The organism is Paenibacillus sp. YAF4_2, from assembly GCF_052113225.1.
GTDB lineage: Bacteria > Bacillota > Bacilli > Paenibacillales > Paenibacillaceae > Pristimantibacillus.
Window position 1 is genome coordinate 219,079 of the sequence record NZ_JBFRCT010000003.1, and the last position, 19,684, is coordinate 238,762.

Below are 19,684 nucleotides of genomic sequence, written 5' to 3' on the forward strand. Positions count from 1 at the left end.
AATTGCTGGGTAAAATAAGGCGCTGTAAGCGGCGGGCATTGGTCTCACCATCGTTTTTCTAGTATACTTTGGTTTATTGACGCGGGATGTAATGGAGAGAGGGATAAGGAAATGAAATCATTAGTGCTTGCAGAAAAGCCAAGCGTAGCAAAGGAAATTGCACGTGTTCTTGGCTGCAGCAGCAAACATAAAAGCTATATGGAAGGCCCATCGTATGTGGTGACCTGGGCATTAGGACATCTGGTAACCTTAGCAGAACCGGAGGATTATGATCCGAAATACAAGACATGGAATCTCGAGGATCTGCCTCTCTTGCCAAATAAGATGAACCTGAAGGTGATGCGCGAGACATCACATCAATATAAGGCGGTTGCTCAGCTCTGCAAGCGTTCTGATATCGGTGAGCTTATTATCGCTACCGATGCTGGACGGGAAGGTGAGCTTGTTGCGAGATGGATTATGGAGCTTGTCCATTGGCGGAAGCCGTTTAAGCGGCTCTGGATTTCGTCCCAGACGGACAAAGCTATTAAAGATGGCTTCAAGGCCTTGAAGCCGGGCCAGCACTACAATAACCTGTATGCCTCGGCTGTGTGCCGCGCGGAAGCGGATTGGCTGATTGGTCTGAATGTTACACGGGCACTTACCGTGAAATATAATGCCCAGCTGGCTGCAGGACGTGTTCAGACGCCAACACTTGGCGCTCTCATGGATCGGGAGAAGGAAATTAACCAGTTCCAATCGCAGCCTTTCTGGACCGTCTCAGCTGAGTTTGGAGATTTCCAGGCAGCGTGGCGTCAGAATGACTCCCATGACGGCAGATTGTGGAGCCGCGAGGAAGCGGATGCTGTTGTTGCACGCCTGCAAGGACAGAAGGCGAAAGTAGACAAGCTGCGCACCGTTGAGAAATTAGAACCACATCCGCAGGCATTTGATCTAACCGAGCTGCAGCGGGAAGCGAATAAGCGTCTAGGTTTTTCGGCGAAAATGACATCTAATGTCTTGCAGAAGCTGTACGAGCAGCATAAGCTCGTGACTTATCCACGTACGGATTCTCGTTATTTGTCGAGCGACATCGTTCCAACGTTAAAAGGACGGCTTGAAAGCGTTGCGGTTGGACCATATGCGCCGCTTGCCCGGAAGCTGCTGCGCGGACAGCTGGCCGTTACGAAACGGTTTGTTGATGACAGTAAAGTGAGTGACCATCACGCCATTATTCCAACGGATGAATATGTGAATCTGTCGGCATTAAGCAATGATGAGAGGAAGCTTTACGATCTCATCGTCCGGCGATTTATCTCCTTGTTCTACCCGCCGTATAAATACGATGAAACAAGTGTAACGTTAACCGTTGGTGCAGATAAGCTGTATGCGAAAGGGAAGATACAGAAGGACATCGGCTGGAAGGAGCTTTACGCAGGCAATGATTCGCGATTCGCATCGGATGATGAAGATGAGGATGAGCGCAGTGAGGACAAGAGAACGCCAGAGCAGCTGCTGCCTGCGCTTGTACAGGGGCAAGCTGTTCCGGTCAAGCAGAGCCGCTTGAAGGAGCTGCGCACGATGCCTCCTGCCCGCTACACCGAAGCATCCCTGCTCTCGAAGATGGAGAAGCATGGGCTAGGCACGCCGGCTACTCGCGCTGATATTATTGAGAAGCTTCTGTCTACAGAGACGATCGAGCGGACGCAAAACCGTCTCATTCCAACAGGTAAAGGCAAGCAGTTAATCGAACTCGTTGTGGACGAGCTGCGAAGTCCTGATCTAACGGCTGAATGGGAGCGGGAGCTTGAGCGGATCGCACTTGGCAAAGGGGATGCCGCTAAGTTTATGGCGGGTATTCGTGAGCAGGCCAATAAATGGGTTAACGCTGTGAAAAATGAAACGAAGGAATATAAGCCTCATAATCTGACCCATTCCCGTTGTCCGGAATGTGGGAAGCTGCTAATGGAAGTGAAGGGCAAACGCGGCAAATCGTTTGTCTGCTCGGACCGGGAATGCAGCTATCGTCGTCAGGCGGAGCCAGCGCTGTCGAATAAGCGTTGTCCGCAATGCCATAAGAAGATGGAGATCCATAACGGCAAAGCAGGCAAATACGCGCAGTGCAGGCCTTGTAATGTCATCGAGATGCTTGGTGATAAGCAAGGCGGACGAGTTAATAAACATCAGCAGAAGAAGATGATTGATCAGTACAGCGATAACGTGTCGTTATCGAACAGTCTTGCGGATGCATTGAAGGCAGCTATGAATAAGCAAACTGAAGACTAATTTGAGGGAGCTCAGTTCTGTGGAACTGGGCTCTTTTTTTGTCGCAAAGCCGCAAGTCTTGGTTATCCATCCAAGAGACCACCTTCAATCTTTCATATGCTACTAAATATCGAAAGGAGATTGATAGCATGGAGGATCAACTTGGCAGACCGGTTCCTGACAAATGGGCCAAGCAAGCAGCGCTGCTTGCTAATCCGTCGATTGCTCCGCATATCCCTCCGACAAAGAGGTATAGTGCCGGCAATTTACGAAGCATGCTTAACAAGCATCAAATGGTGGTTATTAAGCCGCTCGTAGGCACTGGCGGACATGGCGTGATTAAAGTGATGAAGACAAGTGGAGGCTTCAGTTTCACCTCCTCGTCGACAACCAATCATTTTACAAGTTTCGATGCTTTAAAATCAGGGCTCGACAAAAAACGGAAAGGGCGTCCTTATCTGATTCAGAAGGGGATTCGTCTGGCCAAGGTCGGCGGCCGTCCGATTGATTATCGTGTGAAGTATGTGAAGACAGAAGCCGGGTGGGAATACCGATCGATGGTTGGGAGGATTGCTAAACCAGGCTTGTTTGTTACGAATTTATGCCAAGGAGGAACGATGGTGACGGCAGCGGCAGGTATTCGCAGATCTTTGTCAGCATCGCTGGTCGAAGTCAAGAAGCAGCAGATGCGTGACCTGACAGTCCTGTCGACCAGCATGCTGGAGGAGCGGTTCCCTGGTATTGCTCAGCTCGGTTTCGATTATGGCATTGATGTGAACGGCAAGATCTGGATTTTCGAGGTAAATACAAGGCCGCAATAGGCTTTGAATCTACAATCCTATGTCATCTATTATCAATATATTCCATTTATGGGGTGGTGATTTCCGATTAAAGTTTTTTATCAAAGTTTGGAAAAAAAAGGCTGTGTATAAAAGTATCCACATCATCCACTGTGCTAAACCCTCATTTTTCGACGCGTATTCACATATCATGCACAGCCTGTCCACAAGGGGATGTGTATAAGCAGGGCCATTGTTGAAGGGAAAAGAGCATGATACGATGTGTACAGATTTAGGAAACTTTAGGAAGAAAGGAAGTGTCCATATATGGAGCTGCTCTCAGACGAGCTGCTGGAAGACACCTACCTTGCCGCCATTCAGTACAATCTAGAAGATGATTTTATTCGAATGCTGCTGCTCGAGATGAAACGCAGACAATTAACCAAGACTGGCGCATCAAACTTCTCTTAACGAGATTGTTCACCATTCGGTGACAGCTGCCTCTAACGTCTGTGAACAGGACGGGCAGTACGCAACATGCATGCAGTTTATTTCATCGGCCGATTGATTTATCCATCCCTTTTCCGTCTCTAGTGGCACATAAGGTGCGTAAGGACCAATCCAATCCGTCATTCGGCCCCAATCTTCCATCGTTTGACCACAATTGGCGCAGGCTGCCTCCAACGGCTGCATGCCATTGCATACAGGACAAAACATAAGGGTATCCTCCTTGGCTTCGTGCAACTGCTTGCACTTGAATGAAACGCCAACGTTAGGATACCCTTGTTATTTTTGTTTTACCACAATGGAATTCATAAGTTTCACGAGTTAATGAAACTAGAATTCCATTTGGCGATAAAACCTACCACTAAGCGCGGTCGCACATCTTCGAGGGGCTTCGATATAGGTTTTCTCACCACAATGGAATTACTTTTACAGCTTCATATTACTGCTATGCCCAGGTGAAAGCTTCGCTTCTGGGTCAATATATACTTTTGCGTTATTTATAGCGGTAGGCGCTTCGCCGAAGCCAACGGCAATCAGCTTGAGCTTGCCAGGGTACGTCGTAATATCTCCAGCAGCGAAAATCCCGCTGACACTTGTCTCCATTCGTGTATCTACAACAATGGATCCGCCTTGAATTTCAATTCCCCATTCGGCAATTGGGCCAAGAGAGGAGACAAAGCCGTAGTTCACGATGACGGAGTCCACTTCGATCTCGATTTGTTCCTTCGATTTAACATCGGTAATTGTCACACTATTAATGCGGCCATCGCCATGGAGTGCTGTAATTTCTTTAGGGGTCACCACGTTAACTTTTGAGTTCATCAGGTTTTCCACACTATGCTCATGCGCGCGGAATTTATCCCGACGATGTACAAGCGTCACACTCTCTGCAATAGGCTCAAGCATCAGTGCCCAGTCAACGGCAGAATCCCCGCCTCCTGTGAGCAGTACCCTTTGTCCTTTGAATCTGCTAAGATCACCAACAAAGTAGTGCAGGTTGCTCTTCTCGTATTGTACAGCATCTGGCAGTTCCAGCTTACGGGGTTCAAAAGCACCAACGCCGGCTGTAATAATAACAGCTTTTGCATAATGTACAGCTTTATTGGTTATGACTTCAAATAAACGTTCGTTCTTTTTATTTACGGATACAACTTTCTCCTCTAATAATACTTCAGGCTGAAATAAACCAACCTGCTCAATTAATCGATCAACTAGCTCTTGGGCTGTAACTTTTGGAAATCCGGCTACGTCATATATGTACTTCTCGGGATAAAGAGCAGCCAGCTGTCCACCAAGCTGAGGCATACTTTCAATGATTTTCACAGAAGCCTGGCGCATACCGCCATAAAAGGCCGCGAATAGTCCGGCAGGTCCACCACCAATAATGATAATATCTACAAGGTTTTCGGGCGATTCAAAGGATGACATGGAAAGCACCTCCAAAGTTTTGATGATCTGCTTCCTATTATATGCCTGCTATTTCAAAGAAGGAAATATTAATTTGTATGCTGCTCTAAAGTTTTTCGTATATTTTGCTCTTGAAGTTTAAGTGAAAACTATGTAATATTTCTGATGTATTGTATGTATGGCGCCGAATTTGGACCAGTCGATATAGAAGAAAAAGCTGGCTAAAGAGATGTCGGAGCGATAATCGGACCAATAAATGACACAATTCGCTGGTTGAAAAATATAGATCCAGCACGGATTGTGTAATTTTTCACAAACAAAGACACATAAACAAGCTAAGGAATGGATGGGATCATACGATGAGCAACATACCCAAAATTGTCATCTTAGGAGCTGGCTACGGCGGTGTGCTTACTGCACTGCGGTTGCAAAAAGAACTTAATTATAACGAGGCTGACGTCACACTAGTGAATAAGCACGATTACCACTATATTACGACACATTTGCATATGCCAGCTGCTGGTACGGATAATCCTGAGAATGCGCGTGTCAGCATTTCGAAGCTGATTGACGAATTCAAGATCGACTTCGTGAAATCAACAGTCGTACAAATTCGCCCGCAGGATAAAAAGGTTATTCTAGAGGATGGAACATTATCGTATGATTATTTGGTCATCGGTCTCGGCGGAGAGCCGGAAACATTTGGTATTCCTGGTCTTGGCGAGTACGCGATGAATATTCGCAGCATCAACTCTGTTCGTTTGATCCGTGAGCATATTGAATATCAATTTGCACGCTTCAAGCGTGAACCGCATCGTACCGACTACCTTACTTTCATTGTTGGCGGTGCAGGCTTTACTGGTATCGAATTTGTTGGCGAATTGTCTGATCGTATTCCAGAACTGTGCAAACAGTTTGACGTTGATCCAGCACTCGTGAAAATTTATAATATTGAAGCAGCACCAACCGCTCTGCCAGGCTTTGACCCTGAGCTCGTCGAATACGCGATGGACATATTGACGAAGAAGGGCGTAACGTTCCGTATTGGAACAGCAATTAAAGAATGCACGCCAGATGGCGTCGTTGTAGGTGAAGGCGAAGAGATTAAATCGCAGACGGTTATTTGGACCGGCGGTATCCGCGGCAATCGTTTGATTGAAGATGCTGGTTTTGAAACGATGCGCGGACGTGTGAAAGTAGATGAGAATCTGCGTGCTCCTGGCCATGAGAACATTTATGTAGTTGGCGACAATTCCTTGATGTTTAATCCAGAAGGCCGTCCTTACCCGCCAACAGCACAAATTGCAATGCAGCAAGGTGTTGTATGTGCACATAACCTGATTGCATCCATACGTAACCAACCGCTGAAGAGCTTCACGTTCAGCAATAAAGGTACAGTTGCATCGCTTGGTAAAGGGGAAGCCATTGGTCTCGCATTCGGCAAGAAGTACAAGGGCCGTACGGCTGCTTGGCTGAAAAAATTGATTGACCTGCGTTACCTGTTCATTATCGGCGGTATTCCGCTTGTGCTGCGCAAAGGGAAATTCCTATAATGCGTCACTGCAGCGTTCAAGTCCGCGGATTATTAACACGGGACGAACTCGACCGCTACAATGCTTTGATGGAAGTCGGCTCGTTTCTCGAATCGCAGATGCGTCATGATTTGTCGTATACGGTGCAAAAAGAAGTAGACCTCCTCATCCAGCCAGCGATTGAACGGCTGAAGGAAAAAGGCCGCGAGCGCGACCGCGCGACAGAGCTTTATCTGGAACAGAAACGTCTCGGCCTGTTGGACGAAGACGACGACGAATAAGTAAGAGGCTTTCGCTAAGGCGAAAGCCTTTTTTATTGGCAAGATCATCGCCGATCCTTCCGCTGCCCTAGCCGATCTTACCTGTTAAACCGACTAACGAATCGTAGTCACCTTATTTATCGAGAAATGGCTTCTTCTTAAACCTAACGAATCTTGGTAATTCTATTTGACTAGTTTCGTGCAAATCGAGGCGAGAAAGCAGGGAATAACGTTACTAGGATTCGTTACAATTATTAAACCATCCAATTCGAGCAAATAGCGTGATGTAGGTTCGTTAGCATAGATTAAGGGTATTTCAACGGTCTCCCAACTTATGAAGTGTGATAAGTGTAATTGCTGGGACTTATAAAGAAGACGTCTATCATTAAAAAACGCCACAGGAGTTACCCTGTGGCGTCACTTGTCTATAAAACAGGTTAAACGAGGATGGAGCAGGCTGAATGTTTCTGGAGAAGCAGCTTATGCTTACGAAGTAGCTTTCTGTTCAGAATGCTTTTAAGCGTTCGCCTTTGTTCTCAAAGTTTAACCTTATCTAATTAAATTCGGACAACTTTGAGAACAACAGCGATCGGAAGAACATTCAACTGCGCAGTCCTCCCGTTTAACCTACAGCTTCAGCATTGCAACAAACTTCTCCGAGTCAAGCAAATTACCAACGAAGAAATCACCGAAATCACCAAAACGTGCACTAACTTCGTCAAAGCGCATTTCATATACCAGCTTTTTGAACTGAAGCGCATCATCGGCAAACAGCGTAACACCCCATTCCCAGTCGTCGAAACCAACGGAACCGGTGATGATTTGTTTTACTTTGCCTGCATACTTACGTCCAATCATGCCATGACTGCGCATCATTGTGCGGCGGTCATCCATGCTGAGCATGTACCAGTTATCATTGCCAGAACGGCGTTTGTTCATTGGGTAGAAGCAAATATGTCTTGCTTTCGGAAGGGATGGCTTCAGGCGCGCAACAATCTCCGGATTTTGCAACGGATCGCTGCCTGGCGAATTCACGTAGTTGCTAAGCTCAACAACACTCACATAGGAATGAGCAGGTTGTGTAAATTCAGCAAATAGTGTTTTGTTAAATGCTGTTTCGATATCATTCAGCTCTTCAAGTGTTTCACGAAGGTGCATGAAGACGAAGTCAGCTTTTTGGCCAACGATCGAATACACCGCTGTACTTCCTTGTTTGTTCTCATCCACACTGTTCCATTCTGTCAGGAAGGATTGGAGCTCGTCCAGTGCTTGGCTCCGTTCTTTATCGCTTGCAAGCCGCCATGCCGCCCAGTCCATTGAACGGAAATCATGCAGGGCATACCAGCCTTCTAATGTAATGGCTACTTCACTCATGGTTAAAATCTCCTCTCGTCGCATTGCTTTTAACATTGTATCGTAAACAATTCCGCTAGAGCAAATGTCGGACTTGTGACAAATAGCCGCTTCTAATTGACTTCCTTATTTCCATTATTTAAACTGAAGAGCGAGACTTTCCAAAGGAGAAGAGGACATGCTTCAATTAATTGTAGCTACGGTGCTGTTCCTAGTTATGATGTTCGGCATCGGCTTTATACTTAACATGCTTCTCAAAACAACCTGGTTTCCCATTTATGCGTTTATCATTGTACTGTTGCCGGTTTATATTTGGCAGACTTGGGATGATACTGTTTCGTTTGTCGATAATTTCACGGAGTTTACATATGTCGACGTAATTCCTGTTCTTGGTGCTTTGGCAGGGGCGTATGTCAGCGGATGGGCGATTCGCGCGCTGCGTCGCGGCGGATATAAGATGTTTTAAATTTCACAAACGGTTATCGTTATCCCTGTAAAGGGCACGAGGCCGTTTTTTATTTGGTGGGAACCCCTCATATTTCTATTTTTGTATTCGTCCCCACCTCTTCTTTTTATGTTAAAATGATAGAAAGTACGTTATGAGATGGAGAGATGCAATTGCGCATCGGTAATCTACTGCAATATACAGAGAATCATCGTTATTACATTTTCCGAGATTTTTCGCTAAGCAGCTTGGACTATAAAATGTTATCGCTTATTTATCAGCCGATGATAGGCGCTTTTTCTATTGCTTTGTACCAACAGCTTTACCACGGGATCGCAGAAGGCACCTCGGGCTATTCTACCATTGAGACTCAACGTAAGCTGTTCCTTGGACTTGGACTTGAGATGAATGAAAAAAGCAGAAAATACTTAATTGACCAGGCTTCGCGGCTTGAGGCGGTTGGCCTCTTGCAGACATCGCGGGTCGGCGTGCCGGATCAGGCAGATATTATGTATGAGTATGAGCTATCACAGCCTATGTCGCCGAGTGAATTTTTCCGCAACCAGCATTTGACGCTGCTGCTTCGGGACAAGATCGGCAAATATGCGGTTATATCGCTTCGTGAATCATTTGGCGCCCAAGAGCCCGATGAGCTCGTGAACAGTCAACTGTCGAAAGAAAATATTTCCGTTCCGTTCTATGAGCTGTTTCAGCTTAATACGCATTCGATTGACCAAGAGCTTGAGCAAGCACTTACAGAGGTTGCGCCTACACGTCAGGCAGCACCAAGAGCCCAGCTTGAGACAGCAGGTATTCCTTATGGTGAGATTATTCTAAGATTCCCTCGTAACTCTGCGAACCGGAGTTTCGTAGAACGTATGCGCGGCAATAACGAGCAGCTTGCCCAAGTCAATTATGTCGCATATAAATACAATCTATCCGTAGCGGACATATGCCGTTTATTGGATGAGGATGGAATTTTCGCTTCAAGCGGTGAGCTGATTGTAGATGAAATACAGCTTCGTGCGAATCAGCTGTACCGTCAGGACAAGAAACGTGAAGGCGATCGTCAGCGTACCCTCGCCCGTGTTCAGGCAGCAACGGAACAAGCTAATGAGTCTGAGGAAGAACTCGTTGAGTTCGGTGTGCAGGAAGAATATCATTTACTTGTACCAAGCCAGTTGGCTGGCAGATGTGATGTGCAGCAATACAATATGCTCATGCGGAATGAGCCGCATACACGATTCTTGCAGCGCTTTTTCCCAGGAGCGGTACCTGATTGGATAGAAAGATCCTTCGAGCGGATTGACCTCAATTACAAGCTTCCGGCACCTGTCATTAATGTTCTCATTCATTATGTTATTGGTATGAACGACGCACAGCGTGTAACAAAAACTTTCGTGGAAGCTGTAGTGTCCAATATGCTCGTTAAGCAGGTGGATACTTTCGAGAAGGCTGTACTCTACGTGAGGGAGCAAGCTGAAGTTGAAGCGGACAAGGAGCGCCGCAGTGCCAGAGCAGCTGCTGGGCAGACCGGGGCAAAAGGCAATTCCCGTAATGGTGCACGCGGGGGAATCTCGCGTAAGCCGTCTATTCCGATTGTGCAGGACGAAGGCAGTGATGATGCAGCTATTTCGCCAGAGAAGCTGGAGCAGATGCGCAGGCTGGCAAGAAAGCTGGATGGCAAGGGATAAAACAAAAGGCGGGGTGAATGAGAATGGAATCGCTTGGTGAAATGTTGAAATCATGGCCTGGCGGAAAGTCGTTAAACGATCAAGCAGATCAAAGGCTTGGGGAGCTAATGGCGGACCCTCTTGTTGAGCGTCTGTTCATCAAGCACCCTGAGCTGGATGAAAGAGCGGTTCGTATGAATATGAATCGCGTCTATCAATATGTGAAGGAATATCGCAACTGCTCGAATTGTCCGGGTCTGGACAATTGCCCGAATGATTTCGAAGGACATTATACGTTGTTATCCTGCGAGACTGTAAGTGATCAAGTCCAATTGATAGACCGGAAGGTGTCTTGCAAGAAGTTTATAGCAAGGCGCAGCGAGGATCAGATCAAGAACCGGATCCGCAGCTTCTATGTGGATGAAGTGGCACTTAACAACGGTTACTCGGCGGATGAAATTTTGTTTAAAGATGCCAAACGGACGGAAGCGGCCTATCAAATATTAGCTTATATTGATAAGACGAAGGAAGAAGGACTGCAAAAGGAAGGCTTGTATCTTGCCGGGAAATTCGGTACAGGCAAGACGTTCCTAATGTGCTACCTCCTGCATGAGCTTGCAAAGGCAGGTTACTCTGGAGCGATCGTCTATATGCCGGAATTCGTAGAAGACTTGAAGTCTATGATGCATGAGCCTGGGAAACTGCGGGAGACGGTAGAGATTATGAAGGAAACCGATCTTCTAATATTTGATGATATTGGCGCAGAGAACTTGAATCCATGGGTTCGAGATCATGTGCTTGGATCTATACTCAATTACCGGATGAACCGTAAGCCTACGCTATACACCTCTAATTATGAGCTTGATGCACTGGAGAAACACTTCAGTTTTACAAGCAAAGATGGAGATGAACAGTATAAAGGTGAGCGTCTAATGAATCGGATCAAGCCTTATGTCGAGGTCGTTATGGTAACGGGTGAGAATAAGCGAGGCCGTAAATAAGAGGAAGAGGCTGCACATTTGTTCACATGTGCAGCCTCTTTTTGTGAAAATACTTTAACTATTTACCGCGTTAATAACTTGTAGTATACTCTCCTCAGGGGAGGTGAGAAAATGTTACATACTTGGAAAAATAAAGTTCAGGATGTGCAACGTTGGAAGATAGAATTGGTTTATATGAATACAGAATAAGGCTGTCATCTGAGATTATGAACGCTACGTAAATGGAAAGCAATACTTATAATGCAAATATTCAGAAAAATTAAAATATTTGAACAAATAGAAAGGCAGTGGATCATTCAGGCACCAAACGGACTGATAAAATCACGTGCTAATTAGAGGAGGAGATAGGATGATTACTCGAAAGAAACCCATGAAGTTTTTATTTCTATTAAGTATTTTGGCTATCGTAATCGCAGGCTGTTCTAGTAATAACAATGGTAACAGTACCAATTCTCCATCACCAACAGCGACAACAGCAGACGAGTCARCATCCCCTTCCGCAGAACCATCTGAAGATCCTAATACGCCTAAAGTAGGCGGTACATTAACAGTAAGTACATTCTCCGACATCGTATCGGTCAATCCTATTTTCGTAAATGATACGGCATCCGGCGATATGCAGTATTTGTTATTCGCCCAGTTGTATGATCTAGACCGCGACGGCAACCTGGTTGTACAGCCATGGTCGATCGCTGCTGAGCTTCCACAGGTTTCGGAAGATGGCAAAACGTATACCGTAAAAATGAAAAATACGGCCAAATGGAGTGATGGTCAGCCAATCACTGCAGAAGATTTGGTCTTTACCCTTAATACAGTGATTAACCCAAAAACAGGTGCACCAGGTATCAGCCTTTATGACAAGGTTGGCAGTGTAGAGAAAGTCGACGACTACACGGTCAAAATTACTCTGAAGCAAGTGTATGCACCATTCCAGTACTCCCTGATGCTCAATCCGGTGCCAAGCCATATTCTGAAGGATGTGAAGCCAGAAGAACTGCAGGCTAATCCATTCGGTAAGGATCCTGCCAAGACGGTTACAAGTGGTCCTTGGAAATGGTCGGAATGGAAGACAGGTCAATACGTAAGTCTTGAAGCGGATCCGAATTACTGGGGTGAAGTGAAGCCAAACATTCAAAAAGTTGTGTACAAAATTTATGCGGATCAAAATACCGAGGTTCAAGCTCTGATTAAGGGTGATGTTGATACTTCACTTGCGATTCCGATTACACAGCTTGAAGCGGTAGAGAAAAATGACAAGATTAATGTGATCAAAGGGGCAACTTCAACTTACGAATATATCAGCTTCAACTTTGATGCAAACAACTTCCCAGATAAGTTCATTCCATTCAACACGCAAAAGAGCCGTCAAGCTATTGCTTATGCTCTGAACCGCCAAGGCATGGTCGATAATGTCCTGAAAGGTACAGGTGCCCTGATGAACGCGCCATTCCTGCCAGGCTCCTGGTCAGATCCAGGAGACAAAGCAGTTAACTATGCCTATGACGCGGAGAAAGCAAAAGCCTTGCTTGCTGAAGATGGCTGGGTACCAGGTAAAGACGGTATTCTCGAAAAAGACGGCCACCGTTTCTCGTTCGAGCTGCAATACAACGCCGGTAACAGCCGCCGTGAAGCCGTATCCCAAATTATTCAGCAAAACCTGAAAGACGTTGGTATTGAAGTGAAGCCAACAGCGATTGACTTCGCAACCTGGATTGATCAGAACATTACGCCAGGCAAATACCCTGCCATTCTCCTTGGATGGTCGCTTAGCAATCCGGATCCAGACGGTGAAAGTATCTTCTCATCGAAATACTTCCCGCCAGCAGGTCAAAACAGCGGCTGGTACAAGAACGATAAGCTCGACAAGTTATGGGTTGACGGATACTCCGTTGTAGATCAAGCAGCCCGTAAAGAGATTTACGGTCAAATCGCAACTGAAATTTCCACAGATCTGCCTTATGTATTCCTCTATCAATACGGTAATCCGCAAGGTATCGGACCAAAAGTGAAGTATGCCCCAGAAGATGCTCCAGAGCCAACCCATCAAACAGGATACTTCTACCACATGATCAAATGGTGGCTGGCCGAATAAGCAGCGTACAACCGATCGTTTACAGGAGAAGAGGGCATGGCCCTCTTCTTCCTTGTAAACCTTTAGGTTGATGCTCACAAAGTAAGAATTGCCACAAAAAGCAGTGACAATTCTAGGTTTATGCTTTCGAAGTAGAATTGCCATAGGCAATTCTTAGGTTTATGCTTTCGAAGCAAGAATTGCCGCAAAAGCAGCGTCAATTCTAGGTTTATGCTTTCGAAGTAGAATTGCCATAGGCAATTCTTTTAGGAGGATGGGATATGACCGAGTTTTTTATTCGCCGAACGCTTCAGTCCGTCTTGGTGCTATTCCTGATTACGCTCGTTACCTTCGGGCTTATCCATGCCGCTCCGGGAGGACCTTTTCAAATGATGCTGGCGCCGGGCTTATCGCCGGAGGCCATGAAGGTACAAGCACATAATATGGGGCTGGATCAGCCGCTCCCTCTGCAATATTTACATTGGTTAGGCAACTTGCTGCAAGGTGATTTGGGATATACGTTCAAGAATCATTTACCGATCGGCCAGGTGATTTGGCCTACCGTAGAAAACACATTTGTTCTGATGGGTGTGGCATGGCTGCTGACCCTCATCATTGCTATTCCATGGGGTATCTACAACAGCACGAAGGAGTATAGCCTCTCCGATCAGACGGCCTCTTTTATTTCGTATATTGGATTTGCGATGCCAACCTTCTGGTTCGGGATCATCCTACAGCAGATCTTCTCGATAAAGCTGGATTGGCTGCCGCTTGCTGATATGTACACGATGGATAAAGAAGGCCAGCTTGGCGACTTGATGATGCATCTTATCTTACCCGTCTCTGTGTTAACGCTAAGTTTCCTGGCAGCATATGTGAAATATTCGCGCTCTAGCATGATGGAAGTGCTTGATAAGGATTATATCCGTACTGCACGGGCCAAAGGGGTGCGGGAAGGTAAGGTTATCTACAAGCATGCTCTCCGTAACGCTCTAATTCCTGTCATTACGATTGTTGCGCTTGACCTTCCGCTGCTTGTTGCGGGTGCGGCTTTAACCGAAAGTGTATTCAATTGGCCGGGAATGGGGCGTTTATTCGTCCAGATGGCGGTTGCACGCGAGTATTCCGTTCTTATGGCTATTACTCTTTTAACAGCTGTTATTGTTATTGTTGGCAATCTAATCGCCGATCTGCTTTATGCGGTTGTAGATCCACGTGTACAGCTTGGTAAGAGAGGGGGGAGATCGGCATGAGTGAAGCCAATATGCAAACCTCTGCCATAATCCCGCCGGTTGACGTACAGGCGGTCAAGCCGCTCAAACGTCCTCCAGGGCCTTGGCGTACAGCATGGTCCAAGTTCCGCCGTAATCCATACGCAATGAGTGGTCTTGTCGTTCTACTGGTATTTGTCTTCTGTGGGGCGTTCGCTCCGTGGCTTACCAAATATGATCCGGCAAAAATTGATTTGATGTTTGCCAATTTGAAAGCAGGGACCGATGGGCATCTACTCGGGACAGACGAAGTAGGCCGTGACATATTTGCACGATTGCTGTACAGCGCACGGATCTCCTTGACCGTTGGATTTTCCGTTGCGGCTGGATCAGTCATCATTGGAACCTTGATAGGGTCCATATCCGGTTATTTTGGAGGATTTATTGATACCTGCTTCATGCGGCTTGTAGACGTGATGAATTCGATTCCATTATTGTTCTTGAATATTCTCGTGCTCGCGATCTTTGGTACAGAGTTCCGTTATATGATTAGCGTTCTTATTCTAACGAGTTGGATGAGTGTGGCCAGACTTGTGCGAGGCACATTCTTACAGCTTCGAGAGATGCAGTATGTGGAGGCAGCAAGGGCAATTGGGGTTTCGAACTTTGGCATTATATTTAGACATTTACTCCGTAACGCAAGCTTTCCTATTATCGTAAACGCTACGCTGATGGTAGGTGCCGCTATCCTTAGCGAATCGGCATTGTCTTATCTTGGTTTAGGGATAAAGGCTCCCGATACAAGCTGGGGACTAATGCTGACGAATGCACGTGAATTTATGCTGATTGATCCGGTGCAATCCGTTTATCCAGGTGTCTGCATTCTGCTTGTTGTGCTTGCCGTGAATTTTATTGGCGACGGTATTCAAGACTCATTGAACCCGCGGCAGAAAATGTCCGAGAGGAGAATCGACAGATGGCGGAAAAGCTTCTTGAAATCGAAAATCTAACAGCCGGATTTCTGACGGTAGGCGGAACAGTAAAGGCCACCGAGCATGTGTCGCTCTCACTCGACAAAGGTCAGACGGTTTGTCTGGTAGGGGAGTCCGGAAGCGGTAAAAGCGTAACTTCCCTCGCGATCATGCGGCTGATTGATTATAATGGCGGAGCCATTCTTGAGGGCAGTATTAAGTTCCAAGGGGAAGATTTGGCGAAACGAAGCCAGGACGATATGATCCGCATTCGCGGGAATAAGATCGCTATGATTTTCCAAGATCCGATGTCTTCTTTAAATCCCGTCTACACTGTAGGAGATCAAATCGCGGAAAGTATCGTTCTTCATCAGAAGAAGAGTAAGAAAGAAGCCCGCAAAATGGCAGTTGATATGCTGCGGCTTGTTGGTATTCCGGCTCCCGAGATTCGCGCCAGACAATACCCGCATGAGTTGTCCGGCGGGATGTGCCAGCGTGTCGTTATTGCGATTGCCTTAGCCTGCGACCCAGTATTGCTCATTGCAGATGAACCTACAACTGCGCTTGATGTAACGGTGCAAGCCCAAATTCTTGATCTTCTTCGCAGTCTCCAGAAGGAGCTTGGCATGTCCATTCTGCTCATTACTCATGACATGGGTGTTGCGGCTGAAATGGCTGACCGCATTGCGGTCATGTATGCCGGTATTATTGTAGAAGAAGGAAGCGTGAGCGAAATATTCACACGCCCCAGCCACCCTTACACGGTAGGTCTTCTGAAATCGGTACCAGGTCTTGAGGGATCACGTGGTGATGAACTGTATACGATACGCGGCAATATTCCGGGGCTCAGCCAGCTTCCGGTAGGATGCCGCTTCCATCCACGCTGCCCCTATGCGAAGGATATTTGCCGGGAGAAGTCACCTCCATCATTCACGGTAGGGGAAGAGCATCAAGCTTCATGCTGGATGTATATGGAAGATGGCGGGGCAGCAGCATGGCAAAATGAATCGGAGCTGAGGTGAGTCGAAATGAAAGCGGAATATGTACTTGAGCTTCGTGGAGTCAAAAAATATTTTCCGATTCGATCGGGGCTTCTGAACCGGGTCGTTGGCCAGGTAAAAGCAGTTGATGATATAACCCTGTCGATCCGCAGAGGGGAGACGTTTGGACTCGTTGGCGAGTCGGGCTGCGGCAAATCTACGCTTGGCCGGGTTGTACTTAATCTTCATCAGGCAACGGAAGGCGAAGTGAACTTTAATGGCACTGATGTACAAAAGCTAAGCGGGCAGGAGCTGCGCCGGCTGCGCAAGCAGATGCAGATTATTTTCCAAGATCCGTTTGGCTCGCTTAATCCACGTTTTCTTGTAAAGGATATCATCGGAGAGCCGCTGCGGCTGCATGAGCGGATGACGGAGAGGGAGATTGACAGTCGTGTCGTAGAGCTGATGGAGCTGGTTGGACTAGATGCGACCCGTAGAAACCGATATCCGCAAGAGTTCTCCGGCGGACAGCGTCAGCGGATCGGGATTGCAAGAGCTATTGCCTTAAATCCCGAATTCATCGTAGCAGATGAAGCGGTATCTGCCCTTGACGTATCCGTTCAGTCACAGGTCATTAACCTGCTGATGAAGCTGCAGCGAGAACTAGGTCTGACCTTCTTGTTTATCGCCCATGGTCTTAATGTTGTCCGGCATATATCTGACCGGGTTGGTGTGATGTACCTGGGGAAAATCGTTGAGGTTGCGCCAACAGAGGAGCTGTTCGCTGAGCCCCTTCATCCGTATACGGCTGCGTTACTATCCGCGATCCCACGGCCGGATCCAGCACGCAGGCGGGAGAGAATTGTGCTGCAAGGGGATGTGCCGTCTCCGGCTAATCCGCCCTCGGGCTGCCGTTTCCATCCGCGTTGTCCTGCAGCAAAAGCAAAGTGTAGTGTAGAGGAGCCATTACTTCGCGAGGTTAATGGAGGGAGACAGATTGCCTGTCATTTTCCGCTGAGTGCGACTTAAATCGATAACTATGGAAGGCTGGGCTAACTGCCCTGCCTTTTTATTTTGGCCAGCTTATAAGCTTAGCTTATACAATCAATAAATATTTTCCAATTTCTATTGACAGATAATTGGGCGGCTGGTAAGATTCATCCATAACCAACTAAACAGGTAGGAATAATACAGACTACCCGGACCACCGGATGCTAACATTATTCTTCTGTCAATAAAAATAGGGGTGTGTTGACTATGAAGAGATTAGCTATTGTCCGTTCGCTTGTACTTATCCTTACGTTTACCCTGGTGCTTGCAGCATGCGGCTCCAACTCTAACTCCAATTCCAACTCAAATAAAAATGGAAATAAAGAAGCAGCCGCAACAAACAATGCGGGTGCAGCTTCTGAAGCTCCTACAGATAAACCAAAGCCACCAGTGGAAATCCTTAACGTTTCGTATGACCCAACTCGTGAATTATATGAGAACTACAACAAAGCATTCGTAAAATATTGGAAAGATACAACTGGCCAAGACGTTACAATTAAGCAATCTCATGCCGGTTCTGGTGCACAAGCGCGTGCAGTTATCGACGGTCTGAAAGCAGACGTTGTTACTTTAGCACTTGGTTATGATATTGATGCTCTTGTAGAACCAGGACTTATTAATGCCGATTGGCAGACGAAATTCGAACATAACAGTGCTCCATACACATCAACAATCGTTTTCCTCGTTCGTAAAGGTAATCCAAAAGGCATTAACGACTGGAGCGACCTTGTAAAAGACGGCGTTGAAGTCATTACACCAAATCCAAAGACTTCTGGCGGCGCACGTTGGAACTATCTCGCAGCTTGGGGTTATGCTCTGAAACAAAACGGCAATGACGAAGCAAAAGCACAAGATTTCGTAAAAGAGCTGTATAAGCATGTACCTGTTCTTGATTCTGGCGCTCGTGGCGCTACAACGACATTCGTAGAAAAAGGAATCGGCGACGTCCTGCTTGCTTGGGAGAATGAAGCATACTTGTCCGTAAAAGAACTTGGCCCAGACAAATTCGACATTGTGTATCCATCGCTCAGCATCTTGGCAGAGCCTCCAGTAGCAGTTGTTGATAAAGTAGCTGATGACCGTGGTACAAGAGAAGTAGCAGAAGGTTACCTGAAATATTTGTACTCGGATGAAGGGCAAGAAATTGCTGCACAAAACTACTACCGTCCAATCAATGAAACAATTGCTGCGAAATACAAAGATCAATTCAAAGACCTTGAACTGATTACGATCGACGACTTTGGCGGCTGGAAGACTGCTCAAGAGAAGCACTTTAATGATGGCGGTATCTTCGACAAAATTTACACGCCAGGCTCGTAATGATGGTGAACACTGATGAACGGAGCTGACTTCACATGAAAGGTTCCAGAGCAAAGAGGTCTAAAAATGTATTGCCAGGCTTTGGCCTGTCGATGGGCTTCACCATTGCTTACCTGAGCTTGATCGTTCTTATCCCTCTCGCCGGTGTGTTTGTGAAAACAACCGGCCTGAGCTGGAGCGAATTCTGGGCAGTCATTACGAACCCTCGGGTAATCGCAGCCTATCGAATCAGTTTTACGACTTCCTTTTTTGCCGCTTTAACGAATCTCGTCTTCGGCCTTCTTGTTGCTTGGGTGCTTGTTCGGTATCGTTTCCCCGGGAAAAAGTTGATCGACAGCCTCGTCGATTTGCCGTTCGCTCTCCCGACGGCGGTAGCAGGTATTGCGCTGACAGCGATTTATGCACCTAACGGCTGGGTTGGCTCGATCCTTGAGCCGCTTGGACTAAAGGTTGCTTACACGCAGCTGGGCATTACGATTGCTTTAATTTTTATCGGTATACCGTTTGTTGTACGGACCGTACAGCCTGTCCTGCAAGACTTCGAGAAAGATACAGAAGAAGCAGCAGTAATGCTAGGTGCTTATCGGTGGCGTACATTTTGGAAAGTGATTTTTCCGGAGCTGCTGCCAGCGTTATTGACCGGGTTCACACTGGCCTTCGCCAGGGGAATTGGGGAATATGGTTCAGTTGTCTTCATCTCCGGCAATATGCCAATGAGAACGGAAATTGCACCACTTCTGATTATGACGAAACTTGAGCAATTTGATTATAAAGGTGCCACTGCAATTGCGCTGGTGATGCTCATCATATCCTTCTTGCTTTTACTGCTTATCAACTTCATGCAATGGCGCATTAGCCGCCGAACAGCAGCGGAATAGGG

General features: G+C 46.7%; 18 protein-coding genes. 15 read left to right on the plus strand and 3 right to left on the minus strand.

What is annotated here, in order from left to right:
• Positions 1–111 precede the first annotated feature (111 nt).
• From AB4Y93_RS08580 to sda, 3 genes are all read left to right on the plus strand, one after another.
• Complete coding sequence (locus tag AB4Y93_RS08580) at positions 112–2,265, plus strand: DNA topoisomerase III (RefSeq protein ID WP_441890904.1); 2,154 nt, start codon at positions 112–114, stop codon at positions 2,263–2,265.
• 128 nt (positions 2,266–2,393) lie between these two features.
• Positions 2,394–3,065, plus strand: a complete 672-nt coding sequence (locus tag AB4Y93_RS08585; RefSeq protein ID WP_441890906.1) for a YheC/YheD family protein — start codon at positions 2,394–2,396, stop codon at positions 3,063–3,065.
• A gap of 285 nt (positions 3,066–3,350) precedes the next feature.
• Positions 3,351–3,494, plus strand: coding sequence for a sporulation histidine kinase inhibitor Sda (gene sda, locus AB4Y93_RS08590; RefSeq protein ID WP_441890908.1), 144 nt, complete (start codon positions 3,351–3,353; stop codon positions 3,492–3,494).
• Positions 3,495–3,503: 9 nt separating this feature from the next.
• On the opposite strand, the gene AB4Y93_RS08595 is transcribed toward sda, so the two are convergent.
• Positions 3,504–3,740 carry a hypothetical protein gene (locus AB4Y93_RS08595; protein ID WP_441890910.1) on the minus strand — a complete coding sequence of 79 codons (237 nt, stop codon included), beginning with the start codon at positions 3,738–3,740 and terminating at the stop codon, positions 3,504–3,506.
• Between the two features lie 216 nt (positions 3,741–3,956).
• Complete coding sequence (locus tag AB4Y93_RS08600) at positions 3,957–4,958, minus strand: NAD(P)/FAD-dependent oxidoreductase (RefSeq protein ID WP_441890912.1); 1,002 nt, start codon at positions 4,956–4,958, stop codon at positions 3,957–3,959.
• Positions 4,959–5,296: 338 nt separating this feature from the next.
• On the opposite strand from AB4Y93_RS08600, the gene AB4Y93_RS08605 reads away from it, so the two are divergent.
• Together AB4Y93_RS08605 and AB4Y93_RS08610 are read left to right on the plus strand one after the other, a co-directional pair.
• Positions 5,297–6,490, plus strand: a complete 1,194-nt coding sequence (locus AB4Y93_RS08605) for an NAD(P)/FAD-dependent oxidoreductase (protein ID WP_167280477.1) — start codon at positions 5,297–5,299, stop codon at positions 6,488–6,490.
• Positions 6,490–6,750: a hypothetical protein gene (locus tag AB4Y93_RS08610; RefSeq protein ID WP_167280476.1), complete on the plus strand. Its 261-nt coding sequence runs from the start codon at positions 6,490–6,492 to the stop codon at positions 6,748–6,750. The genes AB4Y93_RS08605 and AB4Y93_RS08610 overlap by 1 nt, the downstream gene beginning before the upstream one ends.
• Before the next feature lie 606 nt (positions 6,751–7,356).
• Here AB4Y93_RS08610 and hemQ read toward each other — a convergent pair.
• Positions 7,357–8,103, minus strand: a complete 747-nt coding sequence (hemQ, locus tag AB4Y93_RS08615) for a hydrogen peroxide-dependent heme synthase (RefSeq protein ID WP_441890915.1) — start codon at positions 8,101–8,103, stop codon at positions 7,357–7,359.
• A gap of 157 nt (positions 8,104–8,260) precedes the next feature.
• Between hemQ and AB4Y93_RS08620 the strand changes: the two genes are divergently transcribed.
• The 10 genes from AB4Y93_RS08620 (at position 8,261) to cysT (ending at position 19,682) form a co-directional block, all read left to right on the plus strand.
• Positions 8,261–8,548, plus strand: a complete 288-nt coding sequence (locus AB4Y93_RS08620) for a YuiB family protein (protein WP_167280474.1) — start codon at positions 8,261–8,263, stop codon at positions 8,546–8,548.
• 152 nt (positions 8,549–8,700) lie between these two features.
• Positions 8,701–10,221, plus strand: coding sequence for a helicase DnaB (locus AB4Y93_RS08625; protein ID WP_441890917.1), 1,521 nt, complete (start codon positions 8,701–8,703; stop codon positions 10,219–10,221).
• Positions 10,222–10,244: 23 nt separating this feature from the next.
• The gene (gene dnaI / locus AB4Y93_RS08630; RefSeq protein ID WP_441891606.1) at positions 10,245–11,201 is read left to right on the plus strand and encodes a primosomal protein DnaI; all 957 of its coding nucleotides are present in this window, start codon (positions 10,245–10,247) and stop codon (positions 11,199–11,201) included.
• 349 nt (positions 11,202–11,550) lie between these two features.
• Complete coding sequence (locus tag AB4Y93_RS08635) at positions 11,551–13,293, plus strand: peptide-binding protein (protein WP_441890919.1); 1,743 nt, start codon at positions 11,551–11,553, stop codon at positions 13,291–13,293.
• A gap of 260 nt (positions 13,294–13,553) precedes the next feature.
• A complete protein-coding gene (locus tag AB4Y93_RS08640; protein WP_441890921.1) occupies positions 13,554–14,525 on the plus strand; it encodes an ABC transporter permease in 972 nt (323 codons plus the stop codon).
• A complete protein-coding gene (locus AB4Y93_RS08645; RefSeq protein WP_441890923.1) occupies positions 14,522–15,493 on the plus strand; it encodes an ABC transporter permease in 972 nt (323 codons plus the stop codon). Before AB4Y93_RS08640 ends, AB4Y93_RS08645 begins: the two co-directional genes overlap by 4 nt.
• On the plus strand, positions 15,460–16,476 hold the full coding sequence (locus AB4Y93_RS08650; protein WP_441890925.1) for an ABC transporter ATP-binding protein: 1,017 nt from the start codon (positions 15,460–15,462) through the stop codon (positions 16,474–16,476). Before AB4Y93_RS08645 ends, AB4Y93_RS08650 begins: the two co-directional genes overlap by 34 nt.
• 6 nt (positions 16,477–16,482) lie before the next feature.
• Positions 16,483–17,463: an ABC transporter ATP-binding protein gene (locus tag AB4Y93_RS08655; RefSeq protein WP_441890927.1), complete on the plus strand. Its 981-nt coding sequence runs from the start codon at positions 16,483–16,485 to the stop codon at positions 17,461–17,463.
• Positions 17,464–17,691: 228 nt separating this feature from the next.
• Positions 17,692–18,804 (plus strand): sulfate ABC transporter substrate-binding protein, encoded by a 1,113-nt coding sequence (locus tag AB4Y93_RS08660; protein WP_441890929.1) that lies wholly within the window; start codon positions 17,692–17,694, stop codon positions 18,802–18,804.
• 35 nt (positions 18,805–18,839) lie between these two features.
• Positions 18,840–19,682, plus strand: a complete 843-nt coding sequence (gene cysT, locus AB4Y93_RS08665; RefSeq protein ID WP_441890931.1) for a sulfate ABC transporter permease subunit CysT — start codon at positions 18,840–18,842, stop codon at positions 19,680–19,682.
• Positions 19,683–19,684 lie beyond the last annotated feature (2 nt).

Excerpts from the sequence above, each read along its gene's own strand:
- AB4Y93_RS08605 (WP_167280477.1), top strand. The coding sequence starts at position 5,297 with ATGAGCAACATACCCAAAATTGTCATCTTAGGAGCTGGCTACGGCGGT.
- AB4Y93_RS08620 (WP_167280474.1), top strand. The coding sequence starts at position 8,261 with ATGCTTCAATTAATTGTAGCTACGGTGCTGTTCCTAGTTATGATGTTC.
- AB4Y93_RS08660 (WP_441890929.1), top strand. The coding sequence starts at position 17,692 with ATGAAGAGATTAGCTATTGTCCGTTCGCTTGTACTTATCCTTACGTTT.
- AB4Y93_RS08585 (WP_441890906.1), top strand. The coding sequence starts at position 2,394 with ATGGAGGATCAACTTGGCAGACCGGTTCCTGACAAATGGGCCAAGCAA.
- AB4Y93_RS08655 (WP_441890927.1), top strand. The coding sequence starts at position 16,483 with ATGAAAGCGGAATATGTACTTGAGCTTCGTGGAGTCAAAAAATATTTT.
- hemQ (WP_441890915.1), bottom strand. The coding sequence starts at position 8,103 with ATGAGTGAAGTAGCCATTACATTAGAAGGCTGGTATGCCCTGCATGAT.
- cysT (WP_441890931.1), top strand. The coding sequence starts at position 18,840 with ATGAAAGGTTCCAGAGCAAAGAGGTCTAAAAATGTATTGCCAGGCTTT.
- sda (WP_441890908.1), top strand. The coding sequence starts at position 3,351 with ATGGAGCTGCTCTCAGACGAGCTGCTGGAAGACACCTACCTTGCCGCC.
- AB4Y93_RS08580 (WP_441890904.1), top strand. The coding sequence starts at position 112 with ATGAAATCATTAGTGCTTGCAGAAAAGCCAAGCGTAGCAAAGGAAATT.
- AB4Y93_RS08595 (WP_441890910.1), bottom strand. The coding sequence starts at position 3,740 with ATGTTTTGTCCTGTATGCAATGGCATGCAGCCGTTGGAGGCAGCCTGC.
- AB4Y93_RS08600 (WP_441890912.1), bottom strand. The coding sequence starts at position 4,958 with ATGTCATCCTTTGAATCGCCCGAAAACCTTGTAGATATTATCATTATT.
- AB4Y93_RS08650 (WP_441890925.1), top strand. The coding sequence starts at position 15,460 with ATGGCGGAAAAGCTTCTTGAAATCGAAAATCTAACAGCCGGATTTCTG.
- AB4Y93_RS08640 (WP_441890921.1), top strand. The coding sequence starts at position 13,554 with ATGACCGAGTTTTTTATTCGCCGAACGCTTCAGTCCGTCTTGGTGCTA.
- dnaI (WP_441891606.1), top strand. The coding sequence starts at position 10,245 with ATGGAATCGCTTGGTGAAATGTTGAAATCATGGCCTGGCGGAAAGTCG.
- AB4Y93_RS08610 (WP_167280476.1), top strand. The coding sequence starts at position 6,490 with ATGCGTCACTGCAGCGTTCAAGTCCGCGGATTATTAACACGGGACGAA.
- AB4Y93_RS08645 (WP_441890923.1), top strand. The coding sequence starts at position 14,522 with ATGAGTGAAGCCAATATGCAAACCTCTGCCATAATCCCGCCGGTTGAC.